The organism is Lewinellaceae bacterium (assembly GCA_020636105.1).
Taxonomy (GTDB): Bacteria; Bacteroidota; Bacteroidia; order Chitinophagales; family Saprospiraceae; genus BCD1.
This window is the reverse complement of sequence record JACJYL010000001.1, coordinates 535572-552672: the sequence shown is the minus strand read 5'-3', so window position 1 is coordinate 552672 and position 17101 is coordinate 535572. Positions and strand designations below refer to the sequence as shown.

Genomic DNA, 17101 nt, shown 5'->3' with positions numbered 1-17101 from the left:
CTAGAATTGAAAATATATAAAAGGAACCACTTCTGAACCGGCTGCCTGGATGGCGGCCCAAATCATGATTGTAAGAGTAATGATGTGTAATACCACTGGAGCTCGTTCATAAAAGCTTAAGACCTTTTTATCAAGGCGTTCGGGAAGAAAATGCAGGATAAATCCCAGCATGATAAAACTGAACACCATCGCATATCCCCTGGAAATATCCCGGATCAATCCAGGGTCAAAAGAAGCCAGTATCTGGCCGAGAACCTGACTGGTGGTTTCCAGGGGGGACAGAGGATTGTTTAAAGCGCCGGATCTGAAAAAAATCCAGGCCAGTGCCACAAAATGAAAAACAAAAATCCTTGCGGCCACTTTTTGAAAACGCAGCCGAAACTCCGGTTGTTTTCCCAACAATGAAAGTCCATGAAACAAGCCAAAAATGAATAGCCAAAGGATGGCCAGGGTTAAATTGCCCTGGGTGAGCGACCTGAAAACTTCGGGCTCCTTGCCGTAAAATTTTGCCAAAATTACACATTCACCCATAATATGGACGGCCAGTAAAATCAGTAAAGCCCGGACAGCCGGATTCGAAAAACCCTTTTTCGCTCCCTCCATGAGCCGGTCGGCGGCTAGCGCAAAACCATGTAATCCTCCCCAAACAACGAATACCCAGCCAGCACCATGCCAAAGGCCCCCCAATAACATGGTGATCATAAGGTTGCCATAAGTGCGCCATTTGCCCTTCCTGTTTCCGCCCAGACCTATGTATAAATAATCCCGGAGCCACGTCGATAAGGAAATATGCCAACGTTGCCAAAAATTTCGAATGGAATGCGCTTGGTACGGTTTTCGGAAGTTTTCAGGGAGATGGAAACCCAAAATCAGGGCCAACCCGATGGCCATATCCGAATATCCTGAAAAATCGCAGTATATCTGGATAGCATACCCATAAACGGCCATGAGGTTTTCAAAACCTGAATACAAAGCAGGAGCCTCAAAAACACGGTCCACAAAATTAACGCTGATATAATCAGAAATGACTGCTTTCTTAAATAATCCTCCTGAAATAAGCAGCAGTGCCTGTCCCAATTGCTGCTTATTTAAAGTAGGGGTTTTCCTGATCTGGGGAATAAAATCCGCTGCCCTGACGATTGGTCCCGCCACAAGTTGAGGAAAGAAACTGACAAAAAATGCGAAATCATTCAGCCGTTGAAACAGACTTTTCAGGTCGTTGACATAATTGGTGAGTGGCACGAGTTTTTTTCGATAAACATCAATACTGTAACTCATGGTCTGGAAGGTATAAAAGGATATACCAACCGGAAGGAAAATTTTTTTAAAGGAAAGGTCTAATCCGGTAATACCATTGGTCAGGTCGATCAGAAAATTAGTGTATTTAAAATAGCCCAGTAAGCCCAGATTAATGGCGATGCTTAGCCCAAGAAAAAATTTGCTGCCCGTTGTAGACCGGGCATTATAGATGAAGTGTCCTAAAACAAAATCGGCGAGGGTGGAAAAAATGAGCAAAAAGAAGAAAAATCCACTGGATAAATAATAGAAATATAGAGAAAAAGCAAGGGTAAAAACAATACGCAGGTTTGTTTTGCTTCTGAGCAGAAGGTAAACCGCGAAAAAAGCGGAGAACAACAGGAAAAAATCAGCAGAATTAAAAAGCAAAGGACTAGTCGGCTTATAATCCAGTAGGGACCATATGGCTTGCCAGTTAATTTCCCGCATCATAATTTCTCATTATTGCATTGAACAATAGGTTCGCCAGTAATTCATACCCTTGCCGGGTAAAATGCACTCCATCCTGTTGAGCCAATGAAACATTTTGCCAGGGTTTTATGGAGCCGCCCATAACTTCCTGAAGATCCCAAATGGCATATCCATGATCCGCTGCTAATTTGGCAAGTGCATTTTTGACGATATCATTGCCAGGATTATTTTCCTGTTTCTTTTTCAATACTGCAGGATTTGTGGTGATTAAAACAGAGGCTTCAGGGAATTTCTTATGAATATTGTTAAAAAATGTATTGGCTTCAGTGGAAAAATTCTCTGAGGTCAGTCCGGAGCCCACGGACTCATTGGTGCCTAACGAAACCAGAACCAGGTCGGCCTCCAACATTGCGGCCTGATTAAAAAAACCTGAGGCATTGTTATAGTGGTAAAAAGTTGCCCCATTTACCCCAATGGAATGATAGATTATGCCCGGATTTAATGTATTTTCAAGGGAAACCCCGTAAAAAACGATCTCATGTTGTGTCGGGGATTGCCTTTCCCCCTTAATGACCAGCTGGTTTGCAGGGCCATCGAGAAAAAGGGTGGCAGAAAAAATCGAATCAGGATATTCCGTATTGGCCAGGTATGCAAATCGTTTAAACTCCGGTGCCTGATTTTTCAGATAAATGGGTTTACTTACGATAAGCTTCTGCCCGACATTGATGCGAGAGGAACGAAGTCCGTTCCAACGCTTGATACTACTTACGCTACAGCCATAACGACTTGCAAGATGGGACAATGTTTCCCCGGAGCGAACCCGATGATATTGTCTTTTTGTGGGAATTTTTTTTACATCAACCTGGCTAACATCTCCTTGTCCAAGAGTGAAATCAAACACAGTGGGGCCTTTGCTGTTGAAAAGGGTAACCTTGTTGAATTTCTCCACACTCAATGAATCCCCTAATGTCAATTCTATGAAAAATTCAGGATTTTGGGTGGCAATGCTCGCTCCGGCAATACCCAGTGGCGGGCCGTCTTTGTAGATATTACGGCGATATTCCCACGTAGCATTTGAAGTGGTATGAACGTCGGCAGGGTTATGAGATTCAGCTAGGGTAAAAGGAAATACCAACCCTCTCCCACCATAACCGAATCTTTCCTGGAACAATTTGCGCAGCTGACCGGTCCAGAAATCTGCCTGCACATGAGAATCTCCAATATGAACAATACGAACCTGCTCGATCTCCCCTCTTTCAAGTGCGGCCAGTTTGGCATAAAATGCGTCCAGGAATTGCGGGTTGGTGATTACATTTGATTCAGCTTTCAAAAATGTGAATTGGTCATACGGAACAGGAATAGAATCCTGTTGTATTTTTCCTGATGCCTGGGCATTGGAAAATGTAAGAATAGATATGAAGATAAAAATATGGATTCGGATATTACTCATTTTTGGCGCTAATTTTCAGATCGCTGCTGTTCGGTTAAATAATCATCGAAAGCTCCCAGCAAAAAATCCAACAAAAAATCTCCTGCTTTTTCTGCGCCTTCAAAATTAAAATGTGTATAATCGGAGTTGGCTAGTTTCGGATGGCTTTCTTCTACCCATTTAACCATACTCCCTGATCCACCCATAGCTTCAAAAAAGCTAAAAAAGGCAACCTCGTTTTTTTCGGAAACAGACCTTAAAACATTGGTTATCAAATTAATGCTTGGGTCTGTCTGCATTTTTTCGTTTAGACGAACCGCCTTGTCCGCAGGGCCGACAACTAAAATACTTGCCCCCGGGAATCCCCTTTTTACATGCCTGATCACCTGGTTCATCTCAGTTTCATACCAACTATAGTCTGTCATTTCCGTATTGAGGACATTCAATCCAAATTGCAAAATGACCAGATCTACATCTAATGTCTTTTGAAAACTTTGCATGATATCGGTTTGAATCCTGTTGAGCCAGACTCCTGAATTACCGCGCAGGGGCAGATTGTCAAGAATCACTCCCCTCTTGCTTTCAAAACTGACCCCAAAGATCAATTGATTACAAATGCTGTCAAAATCTAATTCAATCCTTCTGCAGGCTCCGGGATAAAGATTTACATCATTGACCATTTCTGTTCCGGCAAGGTCAATTTCTTTAATGTCTTCGCCTACTTTTACCTTCACTTTTCCATAAGGAGACTCATCGCTCAAAGGAGCGCTGTAAAACAATCGCGAAGTAGTGAAAACACTGGTTCCGGGGAACCTTTTTGATGCGGAAAACCTCGCCGAATAAATCCCTTCGTGAGCAGGTTTTTCTACAGGAGTCACAAGAGGAGCATCAATAACAATCGGGACATCTGAATCCAGACTTATTGTGTCAGCCGTATTCAAAACCGGTTCTTCTGATCCAATGCTGTTTTCTTCAGTAAAAACATTTTTACAGGTGAATGCTGAACCCAAATAACCGAAATAAATTCCTTCAGGAGCCGTCTTGTTCATTTTGATCATTGCCCAGTCGTCTGAAAAATGAAGATTTACACTCCTTCGGAAACCGTTTAAATGTGAAACCAATGGTACAAAACCTACTCCATTTCCACCAAATTGCCTTTGAAGACTGTCTCTTACCGTTTGACTGATGAGATCTCCCTCAATGGCCGAATCACCATAATAGGCAATTCTTATTTGCGTGTTATTTTGTGCCAGATCATTGAAAAAATCAGATAAAAAATGGGTGCCTGAATATTTTACTTCTTCTGGTTCCTCTTCCAAAATCAAGGGAATAGTATCTGTAGTGATGGTATCAGAAAAAGGAATCGGTTTTATCGGGAGATACTTGTCCAAAAAATGATAAGTACGAAAATGGTCGGAAAGAAAAGATGATTTCTCATGCATCAACGGGTATAAAAGGACGAGTAATCCAGCTGATATAATGATAAAAAAAGCACTTCTCATGGCGTCTCTCTGCATCCCGGGTAGGTGTTTAAACTAGGGCGAAGATAATTACTTGAAAACATTAATCACGTATTCCCTGCTTTTATTTTTTTGTTAAAAAATGAACTCTCCTGCTTCAAAAAATGCTGCCTCATTTTGAATTTACACGATGTGTCCTGTGCGATGCATGACTTTTTGTCTCCGGCAAAAAATTTACTCTATATCATGTTTTAATATTAAAACAACATCAATATGTTAAATAAGTAATACGTTGGTTGTAAAGCGGTTATAAAAAAATATTCACGCCAATAAATGAGAAAATCCAGCGAAAAAAGATAAAAGAAAGAAGGTTGCGTTTTATTTTTTCCGAATGGGCCTGCACCAAATTCGTGGTAATTGTCCCCATATTCCCTATTTATGCTACCACTCCCTAAATTAAATTGAAAAGATGACAAAATAAATTCTCAGAATTAGAAATTTAAAGCGCCAAACTCCTAATTTTGGGCGCATTTTTGAAATACTTTTGGCGAACACTTATACAGATCATCATTTGAACCTCAAATCTGGCCTTTTGAAATCATGAATAAATTTTTTATCCGGCCTTAGAGTTATCCCGGTTCTGGTACCAGATAAAGGGAAAAAAATAAGGGCTGGCTGAAATGTAAGTTAGTTAAAATTTCTTCTCGATAACAAAAAGAAAAACACCTTATCGTTATTGAAGAATCTTTGTTTTTATAACTTTGCTATCTCAAAAACATGTCCCATGAAAAGACTTTTTCTACTTCCCTTATTTATGTTTATTGCACTTTCTATCCGTGCACAACAGCTTCCTCTTTTTACCCAGTACCGGGAAAATGCGACCTTAATCAATCCGGCTTCCATGGAAAGTGATTTTCTGGCTTCTGCCCAAAATATGACCTTTGGTGTTTCCATCAGGAGTCAGTGGACAGGAATCAGCGGCGGACCGAGGACAAGGGTGCTGAGAGGCTCTTTTGTCAATTCAAAATCAAGCGGCGCCTCATTTTTGGTAGGGGGGCACATTATCAGTGATGTTACCGGACCTACCGGAGTAACAGGGGTTTACGGCCGTGTAGGAGCCGTGATTAGTCCCGATCCTGAATATAGTGGTATTGCTCTGGCATTGAGTGGAGGGCTCGTTCAATACAAAATAGATGCCAGCGAAATCATTTTACATGATCAGGGTGATGTGTTGGGTACACAGAGTTATTCTCAATTACATCCCGATGTCGGAGTAGGCGTATTTGCTTATCAGGTGGTAGGCGATGGAAATATGCTCTATGGAGGAATTTCCGTACCTCAAATTCTCGGACTTGATCTGGCTTTTTCGGATGAGAATGGAGAATTTAGTGTAAAAAGAGTGCAGCACTTTTATGGTCACGTTGGGCTTTATAAATTTTTACGCGACGAAGAAAATTTCATAGAACCTTCCATTTGGTTAAAATATACTCCTAATGCACCTGTCAATGCTGACTTCAACCTTAGGGTGAAATTGCCCGGCAGCATTTGGGTGGGTTCAGGAGTCTCCACCGCAAAGAACTTTCACCTTGATTTAGGATTTGATCTCGGGGATAATGTTGGGTTTGATAACTTAATCAAATTCGGTTATGGTTATGATTATTCATTCAGTCCTTTCGGCCCCTTTGTGGGAAGTACTCATGAGTTAAATTTGTCTATTTCTTTCGAAAGATAATTGAAATAATTACCTATACCTTATTACCTAAACATCTCCTTTCCCATGTTTCAAAAACTAAGATATCCCAAACTAAGAAATATTATGAAGAATTTTTTCATAAGCCTGGTATTTTTACTGGGTTGTAGTTTATCGGCCATTGCCCAACCTGTAATGACATTAAATGACGTTACGGTAAACAATGGTAACGCCGGCTGTATCACAGTCACCATTGGAAGTTTTGCCCCTTTGGGGATTCCCAATATTTTTTCTATTGAAAATGTGATGTTCCAATGGAATCCGGCCAACTTTACCAACATCAATATTCAAAATATAAACCCCGCCGTTCTGGGGCTTGATCCTGGAGATTTTAGCATCAACCAGGGGCTTGGAACGATGATGATGGATTGGGTTTATCTGGAATGTTCCCTCGAAAATGATAGTGGTCCCGGTGTGACTTTCCCTAACATCAATAATGCCATGCCCGTTTTTGACATTTGTTTTGATTCAGCCACCGGCGATTACGGCAGTTGTGCTCCCATTGAGGTGGTGAACCCGCCAAATAATCCTCCGGTAGTTCACAGAGCATTCACTTTTAACGTTGGCTGCCCGAATATTGGTATGGTGATCAATGAACCGGGATGCGTGTTTTTCGATGTTAGCCCGCTTCAGATAGTGGCTTCCCAGGAATCCGGCAATACCGGTGATTTGGTTTGTGTCGATTTTTCGGTGTCGAATTTTATTGACATGCAAAGTGCCCAGTTTGATATCATCTGGGATCCTACCGTATTAGCGTGTGTCAATCAGATTCCGGGAGATATTCCCAATCTAAACAGCAGCAACTTTAACTGTTTGCCGGGAGGTAAATTCAGGGTTTCCTGGGCCAGTTTGCCTGATCAGGGTGTAACGGTAGATGATGAAACGCTTTTCTTTACAGCATGTTTTGATATTCTTGCTCCCTGTGAATCTTATACCTCTCTGGATATTGACGTCAGCGCACTGGTTGAGATTACTAATACCACTTCTCCGGAGGATGGGTTTTCACTCCCCTATCAGTATTCAGCGGGAAGTGTTACCACCGGGGATTGTGATCCCATAGGATTGCAGCTTTTTGCCAATTGTGGCGATCCCGTTAATATCAATGATAATTTTTGCGTGGAGGTTACGGTTGGTGATAATTTTTTCGCCATCACCGATATGTCTTTTCTGATGGAATGGAACGAGCAGATTCTCACTTTTACCGGGGTTCAAAATTTAAACTCCAATGTGGTAAACCTCAATAACTCCATTTCTGCCAATATTCAAAACGGATTTTTGAGCGTGGATTGGCAAGGCCCTCCCCCGGCGACCATCCCGAACGGAGGTGGATTATTTGACGTTTGTTTTACGGTTACGGGACTTGGAGGGAACAGTCCTTTCACCTTTATCCAATCCCCTTCCAATGTTCAGTCGATGAATGGACCGAACATCGGAATTAATCCTAGCAACTGCCAGGTACAAGTGATTCAGCCAGAGGGTGTTGCCATGTCATTAGGTAGCGGGAGCGCAACTTTTGGCGAAGAATTTTGCGTTGATATTGCTGTATCCAATTTTGATTCGATAACGTCTTATCAATATTCCCTTAACTGGGACCCGGCTCTTTTTGATTACATTTCCTCAAACGTTATGAATTTCCCTGGCGCTACCAATGCCAACATCACGGATGCTGGTAGTAACGGAGGATTAATTTTCTTTGATTATAACGGTAATACCCCCATCACCATCGATGACGGAACAGTTATCATGCAGATCTGTTTTGCTCCACTAGGTACTCCGGGTACCTGCACCCCCCTTGAAATGATCACCGTTCCTTTGGCACCGGAAGCCATTTCCGCCAGCTCGAACGGGGAAAATATTGGCATTCTCGATTCTCCTGGTGATTTGTGTACCTTATTCCCTGAAGGTTTTGGCATTTATGTTGATACCGTTTCCGGATTATGGCTGGATACGGCATGTGTTACCGTTTCGGTTGAATCCTTTGATAATATTACAGACGCCACCCTTCGGATTAATTGGGATCCTACCATGCTTAATTTCGTTGAAGCCAATAACTTTGGCACATGGCCGGGGTTGGTGCTCAATACAGCGGGCAGCTCGAGCGGATTGATTGGGATTGACTGGAGCATGCCAGGTGCCACTGCTATTCCGGATGGAACCGACGTTTTTGAAATGTGTTTTGAGCTCATCGGAGATGCTCCGGTATGCACTCCTGTTTCAATCTCCAGTTTCCCTGCTCCTATTGTTAGTACCTCTAATGGCATGGGAAGCCTGGTTTATGAAAATGGAGAGGTTTGTATTGAAGATCGATACATCTTGACGGATTTGGTGATCGTTCCGACTACTTGTCCAGGAGAATGTGACGGGGAAATCACTTTTAGCGTGGCCGGTGGCACAGAACCATTGGGGACCACATGGAATCAGAATGGTCAGCAACAGTTCATGCCGTTTCATGCCACTAATTTGTGCGCAGGAGACACTGTTTTCGTTACTGTTTTTGACAACAGTCAGCCTATTTTATTCGAGACTTTTACCTTTGTGGTGCCGTTGGATACGATTAATGTGCCTACGGCAAATGCAGGAAATGATGCGACCATCAACTGTAATACAGGGTTGGCATTGTTGCAGGGAACCGCCTCTCCCGGTGCAAATGTTTACTGGACCGATCTTTCCAATGGAAATACCTTACCTGGAAATACCTATTTTGCTGACCATCCCGGAATTTTTAAATTCACAGCAGAGAACCCCATATCCGGTTGTAGTGCGATGGATACGGCCCAGGTTTTTGCAGGAACCTATCCTATTGCTCAGGCCGGGAATAATTTATCTTACACTTGTTTGTCAGATACATTAACGCTCAATGGTACAGGGTCTTCTGTGGGAGATACCATTTCTTATTCTTGGAGTGTTTTAGAAGGAGGAGATATTGTTACAGGGGATGAGAATTTGCTTATGCCTCAGGTAACAGGCCCAGGATTGTATATGATCTCCGTTGAAAATGAGATCAACCAATGTGCTATTACCGATACGGTGCGGGTAGAAGATGACCGTTTGTTGCCGGAAGCGATCATCAATAATGGTGCAGAAACCATAACCCTCACATGTGATGCTGCAGTGATTTTAAATGCCGCCACTCAAAATAATGAACCGGTTATTGTAGAATATGAATGGTTTGACAGCGCCAATAACTCTTTATCAACCAATCCAAATTTTGCAGTCAGTGACCTGGGGACTTATTACCTGGTTGCCTTTAACTCACTTACCAGTTGTCAGGCTTCAGATACAATACAGGTGGTGCCCAACGAGGATTTTCCTGTGATCACCACCATTCCGGCCGCGGATACCAGCCTTACTTGTTTGGTAGACACCATACAGATCATTGCGGAAGTGGATGGGAATCCGATAAATTACATTTATTCCTGGTCTACTCTTGATGGCCAATTTGTTTCGGGCACCGATACAACGCTGATGCCAATAATCGTTGCCGCAGGGGTTTATACACTTGAAGTGATGGACACATCAACCCATTGTACCGCCATAGCGGAAATTACAGTGGCGCTCGATACCATCGCCCCTGTCGCAGATGCTGGTCTGGACCTGGTGCTTACCTGTGCCGTGGAATCAGATACTCTGCAAGGACCAAATACCTCCACGGGAGTTAATATGGCCTATGCCTGGACCGATTCCAATGGAATGATTCTTTCTACGGAGTCATTTCTGGTGGTAGATACTGAAGGTACTTATTGCCTGGAGGTCATCAATACTGAATCGGGTTGTTCGTCCTCCGACTGCGCCGAAGTGATCCTCAATGCAGGACTTCCTGTGGTCACCAGTGCGAACTTTATACAAAATATTACCTGTGAAAATGATACGCTTACGTTACAACCAGATATGATCACCTCTCCGAATGGCGTTTATGACGTCTTGTGGAGTGGAGATTCTTTTATTGGAGATGATACACTGGAATTTATCATGGTGGATATGGCAGGGGTTTACCAGATCAGTGTAACCGATCCAGTTACCGGATGTGTGGGTATTGGAGATTTCGTGATCGGAATGGATACTATTTCACCTGTCGCGGATGCAGGAACGGGTCCGTTGTTTTTAAACTGTATTACTGATGTGGTTACCCTGGGGTCGAACAATTCATCTTCCGGTCCTGAATATACTTACTTGTGGGCCAATACGGTAGCCGGGGAAACTCCGACACCGGACAACACCCCGATGACAGATGTCATGACGGCAGGAACCTACCAGCTTACCGTTATGAATACTAACAACGGTTGTTCTACTGCTGATGAGATTGAAGTAGCAGAAGATTTTGAAGTGCCTGTTGTTACGATCGCAGATCCTGAAATGCTGACTTGTATTCAGGAATGTGTTGATCTTACTGCCTCAGCGGGTGGTTTGGCCGATATCACAGTGGCCTGGCTCGGGCTTGACGGCGGCGCTGCCAATCCTGTTGATGCATTGGTTACTTCCGTTTGCGAGGCGGGAAGTTATTCCGTATCCGTTACCAATAACGTCAACGGCTGTGTCGGATTGGATACCATCCTGGTGGAGGCAGACATAACAGTACCCGTCATTGCTTTTGAGGTACCCTCACTGATTACCTGTGCCGAACTTACTTCCATACTCGATGCCTCAGGTACCGGAGCCGCTGGTGATTACAGCACTATTGAATGGACTGGCCCAGGAAGTATTACCCCTCCAAACGGCAACCTGATGGTTGAAGTTGATGAGCCTGGAGATTATGAACTTCATGTTATTTTCCTTTCCAACGGATGTGAAGCCACCGATGTGGTTACCGTGGACAGCGATACGGAATTACCGGTTGCCAATGCCGGTGAAGATTTTATACTTGAATGTGGAGAGGTCGGTGCAGCAGACGGTAGCGGATCTTCCCAGGGGGCAGCATTTGAATATAATTGGACGGCGCTCACAGGAACTATTGTAGGAGATCCAACAGGAATTTCTCCTATGGTTGAAGGTGCGGGCACCTATGTCATTGATGTGACCAACACGGACAACGGTTGTGCCAGCGCCGATACAGTTATGATCACTTTTGAATTTCCACCGGATGCGGTAACGATGATCGATTCACTGCATTGTGGAGATTCCATAACCATTTCAGCGAATTTACCTGCGGGTACAACAGGCGTTTGGACTTCATTAGGCGCAACCACGGTGAATGATCCAACTTCGGCTACTTCCCTTGCAACGCCCCTTTTGCCGGGTGATAACCTCTTTATATGGACTTTATCTGCTGACGGATGTGACGCTTACAGTTCAGATACGCTTATCATTTCGAGCGAATCGGCTCCTATTGCCAATAACGATTTAATCGAACTGACGGAAGAGATCAGGTTTGGTTCTACCAATATTTTAGCCAATGACATTACCACAGGAGAGGTGACCATAACACTCCTTTCAGAACCTTCTTTTGGTCAGATGGATAGTCTTGTTAACGGAACTTACAGTTACTCCGTCGGGCCCGGGGCCTCAGGAGAAACGGAAGTCGTTTACCAGATTTGCAGTACAAGCTGCCCTGATAAATGCGATGAGGCGACCATCATCATCATCGTACCTGAAGACCCGAACCAACCGGAAATTCCGAATACGATTACGCCTAATGAGGATGGTTTGAATGATTTTCTCATTTTTGATATCATTGCGAACAATCCGCCTGATCAATTTCCGGATAATGAAATCATCATTTTCAATCGGTGGGGAGATATTGTTTACCAGGCTGCTCCTTATAATAATGACTGGAACGGGCTAAATGCTGAAGGAAAAGAGTTGCCTCACGGTACATATTACTACATTCTGCGGCTGAATATTTCAAAAGGAGAAATTATTCGCGGTGATGTGACGATCATAAAATAAGGGACATTAACTCCCACTTAAGCCCTTTGTAAGTAACCGATCTTGCAAAGGGCTTTTTTTATGGATCTTCCAGCGGCAGAATTATTTCTTTTGATTTATAATAATCGTAAATTGCCCCGCGTTAATTAGGCATCTTATTTTCTCCACACCCTTCTGTTATTGTTGCACCCCGTAACAACAACTTCTGCTTTTTTTGAAAACAAAAAATTAATGAGAAAATTACTACTACTATTCCCTGCAATATTAATGACCCTATCGGCTTGGGCTCAAATCCAGGTCACCGTTACCATTGACAGTGGAAATTCTACGACTACCTGTACTGATATTTTCGGAGCTGCGGATCCGGCCTGGAGCGTTAATATTGAAAATCAGGGTGAAGTTTTCTACCCTGAAACAGGAAATTGCTACACTGCCTTGCCGAATTTGCAATACACGGCCGACTACGGCTGTGTAGCGGATATCCCGGCTTCCGTTGAAGTATGTTTTAATGCATTTGAAAATGACAATTTAATTTTTGAATTAGGAGCCGGGTGTGATGTGACCAAGTCATGCAGCCAGACCATTTGTAATAATTTTCTTATTCCTCCCATTGGCTCGAATTCCGTACAAACCCTTGCGCTACCGAACAACCTGTCTTCAGGGGGTGAGGTCAACTTCACCATTTCCACAACGTCCTTAATTCCTCCTACAGGGAATGATATTTTATGCAGCGCTGTTGACCTGGGAATGTTGAACTTTTCGGAAACACTGGGCGATGCAACACAGGGGCTCTACAGCAATTTGTGCGCTACCAATACCAACGAACCTCAACCCATTGATGATGGTTATTTCTTTAATGATGCCGGGGTGTGGTTTTCCTTTACCACAGGGCCTAATCCTTCAGGAGAGCTTTTCATCAATACGCTCAGTGATCCTGAAAACACAGGATATGTGATCGACCTCCAGGTGGCGGTTTATACCTCCCAAACAGGAGATTGTACAGGTGTTTTAGATCTCGTAACCGCTCTTTCTGTCAATAATTCCAATGATGCATGGGTGTCCATAATATGCCCGCTGCCGAATACCACTTATTTTATCATGGTTGACGGGGCAGCGCCTACCTTTCCAATGGGGATTTTCGGACTGGAAGTCATTGACATTGGCGTTACTGAAGGCGGTGATTTCAGATGTGAATTTGAAGACCTTGGCGCGGTGCCCGAAGGGGGAAGTGTCGAAACGCCGAATTGGGTGTCTAATTTTTGCGCCACAGACACGGATGATCCTTATGTTCAGGCTTTTGTGAGCCAACATTCCGTCTGGTTCAGTTTTATTGCCCCTCCTTCAGGGCATGTTCTCATCGAGGGGATTACGGACAGGCTTGTAGATTCTATTGGCATTCAATTGGCACTGTATCGTTCTTTTAATAATTTATGCAATGGCCCTTTTGGTCATGTCATGAGTCAATATGATATTGACGATTTGGATCAAAGCATGATTGCCACCTGTTTGTATCCGGGCAGACCCTATTGGATACTGGTGGATGGCACCGGGTTTAACGCAAAAGGAATTTTTAAGATAAGGGTTACCGATAATGGGGATATCACGCCCAAGTTAACCATTGACACAACGATATGTGCCGGTGCTCAAATACATGTAGGGCCGAATTTTTATTCCATGAGTGGCAGTTATGCGGATACTCTCCAGGTTTTTGCCGGTTGTGACAGTATCGTTTTTACGAACCTGACCGTATTGGAACCTTTGAGCCTGATCATTGATCAGACGCCTGCCATAGGCATGACGGCCACCGGAATGGCTACTGCCACTGCTACAGGCGGGAACGGCAACTATACCTACGCATGGTGCAATGGCGAAACGGGACAGACCGCCACAGCTCTTGTAGGCGGTGATAACTGCTGTGTGACGATAACAGATGGTATCGGTTGTGAAATCGTTGAATGTTTTGATGTCGAATTTCTTACGGGAATCATCCCTGTTTTTGAAAATGATTCCCTCAATTGTTTTGGGGAATCCAGCGGGATCATTCGGTTTTCCACCTACAATGGAGTGCCTCCTTATGCTTTCTCCTGGGTGCAAAGTTCAACCGGTTTGGCAGGTTCAGGAGTTATTGGAACAGAGGGGGAGGAAACTGCAATTGAAAACCTGCCTGGCGGGGACGTGGAAATTACCATTTCCGATACCTTCTTTGACACTACATTCATGGCCAATGTTTATGAACCCGCCGAGCTTCAGCTTGTCACTGAATCCATACAAAATGCATCCTGTTACGGATTTTGTGATGGCTCCATTGATATCACCAGCTCAGGAGGTACAGGAAACCGGACTTATTTATGGTCCAACGGAATGATTACCGAAGATTTAAGTGGTCTTTGTGCCGGAAATTATACTTTGACGATAACCGATGTCAACGGTTGTCAATCCGTCTCTCCGTTCGATATTATAGAACCCCTGGAATTTATTGCCACCGGAAATCCCATCCAGGAGGTCTCCTGTTTTCAGGGTGCTGATGGGCAGGCAGGGGTTTTACTTCAGAACGGAACGGCAGCTTCTTACCATTGGGTCAATGGAGAAATTACCCCGGAGATCAGCAACCTTTCTGTCGGTTTTTATGATGTTACCGTTACCAATACAGATGGATGCGAAGCTTATACCTCCGTCCAGATTACACAACCGTCGGCTCCCCTGCTTGTGGGGATAGATGTCTTAAATGAGGTAAGTTGTTTTGGCGAATCAGATGGTGCCTTGCAGGCCGATGTTTCAGGCCCGTGGACCACTCTTACTTACACATGGAGCTCAGGTGCTCAAACGGCAGTGGCCGCCAACCTCGGAGCAGGGAATTATAACCTCATGATTATCAATGAGAAGGGCTGTATTGCTAATGCCGACTATGTCCTCACCCAGCCCTCCCAATTGTTGGCCAATGTTAGTGCCAAAGATATTACCTGTCTGGATCCTCCCAACGGTGGGGAGATCAGGGTCGATACCGTTTTTGGGGGCATGCCGGGTTATCTTTTTTCTGTGGACGGGGAGAATTTTTCTTCTTTCCAGACCTTTAGCGGATTGACGGAAGGAGCTTATGAAGTAGTGGTTCAGGATGCTGCGGGCTGTGAAGTATTGCTGAACATTACCGTAAACGGTCCTCCTGAATTGTTTGTCGACCTGGGAGAAGATTTTGAAATCTCCCTTGGAGAAACCATAGAATTGGCCGCCCTGAGCAACAGTAATACGCTGGAATTCACCTGGAATCATTCCGATACCGTGAAAGTAGGCGATATTGTGGTCAGTCCACTCGTTTCAAGCCTCTATCATGTAGCCGTTTTTGATACCCTCACAAAATGTTCCGCAGAAGATGCGGTTTTTATCTGGGTAAATAAAAACCGAAATATCTATATTCCAAACGCTTTCAGTCCTAATAATGACGGAGTCAACGATGATTTTGGCATTTACGGAGGAGTGGGCGTTCAAGCCATTAAATCATTCCGCATTTTCTCACGAGCCGGAGATATGTTTTTCGAAAGGACTCATTTTGCACCCAATGATCCCGGGAATCGATGGGATGGGAAATTCCAGGGTCAACCGCTAAATGCAGGCGTTTATGTCTTTATGGCTGAAATTGAATTTGTCGATGGCATTACTGAAGTTTTCAAAGGGGATGTAATCCTGCTGAAATAGGCAGCTTACCCTACTGCATTTTCTTACAAAACAAATTATTTCATAACTTTCAATAATTATTGAAAGTTATGAAATAAACCATTATCTTTGTTTCAAAATCACAACAATGGAACAAAAGATAGTTATAGCAGGCGGCAACGGGTTCATTGGGAAATACCTGGCGGAATACTTTGCCAAAAGGAATTACTCCATAATCATCCTTAGCCGCAACCCCAAAAAATCTCAACCCGGCATAAATCAGGTGTTTTGGGACGGTCTTAACCCCGGACCATGGACGACTCTCCTGGAAAATGCAAAAGCCGTCATCAACCTGAGCGGTAAAAGCGTCGATTGCCGTTACACTCCTGCCAATAAAGAAGCTATTCTCAACAGTCGAATCCTTTCCACCAGAGCCATCGGTCAAGCCATCGCAGAATGTACAAAACCACCTGAAGTCTGGATCAATGCGGCTTCAGCCACCATTTACCGTCACACTACCGAGGAAAGTCCAAATGATGAAATCAATGGTCAGCCTGGAGAAGGATTTTCCGTAAGGGTCTGCCGTCAATGGGAGGATGAATTTTTTAAAACCGATACCCCTCAAACGAGGAGAATTGCCCTTCGTTCCGCCATTACCCTGGGCAGAGATGGCGGTGCACTTGTCCCTATGCGCTGGCTCACCCGATTGACATTAGGAGGCCGGCAAGGTGATGGCCAGCAATTTGTCAGCTGGATCCACATCGAAGATCTTGCCCGGATCATTGAATGGATCATTGAGGAAGAAAATATTGAAGGCGTGATCAACGGGGCAGCCCCCTACCCTGTCCGCAACATTGATTTTATGAAAACGCTTCGAAAGGTTACTGGGCATGTGATCGGCATTCCGGCTCCGGCCTGGATATTAGAGATAGGCGCCTTTTTCATTCGTACCGAAACGGAATTGTTGCTTAAAAGTAGAAAAGTAGTTTCCAGCAGGCTGCCTGCGGAAGGTTTTGAATTCAAATTTCCTAAACTGGAGCGGGCATTGTTGGATTTGACGCGGGGGTGGTCTTAGGGGGGTGAGGGGTTCAAATGGTTCAAGTTGTTCAAATTGTTCAAGTTGAGCGCAGCGAAATTGCGTACCGCAGGTCGGGAGAGTTCAAGGAGTTTGAGCTAAATCTGGCAGAATCGCAGAATGAAGAAGGCGAAAGGAGGTAATTTGTCAGCTGGATTCATATAGAAGAT

7 protein-coding genes are annotated in these 17101 nt (G+C 44.0%); 4 read left to right on the top strand and 3 right to left on the bottom strand.

Going from position 1 to position 17101, the window contains the following annotated elements:
• Genes H6571_01990 through H6571_01980 form a run of 3 tightly spaced genes read right to left on the bottom strand, consistent with a single transcriptional unit; the run spans position 1 to position 4653 of the window.
• Positions 1-1725, bottom strand: coding sequence for an MBOAT family protein (locus H6571_01990; protein ID MCB9322487.1), 1725 nt, complete (start codon positions 1723-1725; stop codon positions 1-3).
• Entirely contained in the window at positions 1712-3157 is a 1446-nt protein-coding gene (locus H6571_01985) for a LysM peptidoglycan-binding domain-containing protein (GenBank protein MCB9322486.1), read from the bottom strand. The genes H6571_01990 and H6571_01985 overlap by 14 nt, the downstream gene beginning before the upstream one ends.
• Before the next feature lie 8 nt (positions 3158-3165).
• The gene (locus tag H6571_01980) at positions 3166-4653 is read right to left on the bottom strand and encodes a hypothetical protein (protein ID MCB9322485.1); all 1488 of its coding nucleotides are present in this window, start codon (positions 4651-4653) and stop codon (positions 3166-3168) included.
• A gap of 727 nt (positions 4654-5380) precedes the next feature.
• Here H6571_01980 and H6571_01975 point away from each other — a divergent pair.
• The 4 genes from H6571_01975 to H6571_01960 all read left to right on the top strand — a co-directional run bounded on the left by H6571_01975 (position 5381) and on the right by H6571_01960 (position 16931).
• On the top strand, positions 5381-6328 hold the full coding sequence (locus tag H6571_01975; GenBank protein ID MCB9322484.1) for a PorP/SprF family type IX secretion system membrane protein: 948 nt from the start codon (positions 5381-5383) through the stop codon (positions 6326-6328).
• Positions 6329-6412: 84 nt separating this feature from the next.
• On the top strand, positions 6413-12229 hold the full coding sequence (locus tag H6571_01970; protein MCB9322483.1) for a gliding motility-associated C-terminal domain-containing protein: 5817 nt from the start codon (positions 6413-6415) through the stop codon (positions 12227-12229).
• Between the two features lie 210 nt (positions 12230-12439).
• Positions 12440-15898 (top strand): gliding motility-associated C-terminal domain-containing protein, encoded by a 3459-nt coding sequence (locus H6571_01965; protein MCB9322482.1) that lies wholly within the window; start codon positions 12440-12442, stop codon positions 15896-15898.
• A gap of 106 nt (positions 15899-16004) precedes the next feature.
• A complete protein-coding gene (locus tag H6571_01960; GenBank protein MCB9322481.1) occupies positions 16005-16931 on the top strand; it encodes a TIGR01777 family protein in 927 nt (308 codons plus the stop codon).
• Positions 16932-17101 lie beyond the last annotated feature (170 nt).

Excerpts from the sequence above, each read along its gene's own strand:
- H6571_01990 (MCB9322487.1), bottom strand. The coding sequence starts at position 1,725 with ATGCGGGAAATTAACTGGCAAGCCATATGGTCCCTACTGGATTATAAG.
- H6571_01980 (MCB9322485.1), bottom strand. The coding sequence starts at position 4,653 with ATGCAGAGAGACGCCATGAGAAGTGCTTTTTTTATCATTATATCAGCT.
- H6571_01970 (MCB9322483.1), top strand. The coding sequence starts at position 6,413 with ATGAAGAATTTTTTCATAAGCCTGGTATTTTTACTGGGTTGTAGTTTA.
- H6571_01975 (MCB9322484.1), top strand. The coding sequence starts at position 5,381 with ATGAAAAGACTTTTTCTACTTCCCTTATTTATGTTTATTGCACTTTCT.
- H6571_01960 (MCB9322481.1), top strand. The coding sequence starts at position 16,005 with ATGGAACAAAAGATAGTTATAGCAGGCGGCAACGGGTTCATTGGGAAA.
- H6571_01985 (MCB9322486.1), bottom strand. The coding sequence starts at position 3,157 with ATGAGTAATATCCGAATCCATATTTTTATCTTCATATCTATTCTTACA.
- H6571_01965 (MCB9322482.1), top strand. The coding sequence starts at position 12,440 with ATGAGAAAATTACTACTACTATTCCCTGCAATATTAATGACCCTATCG.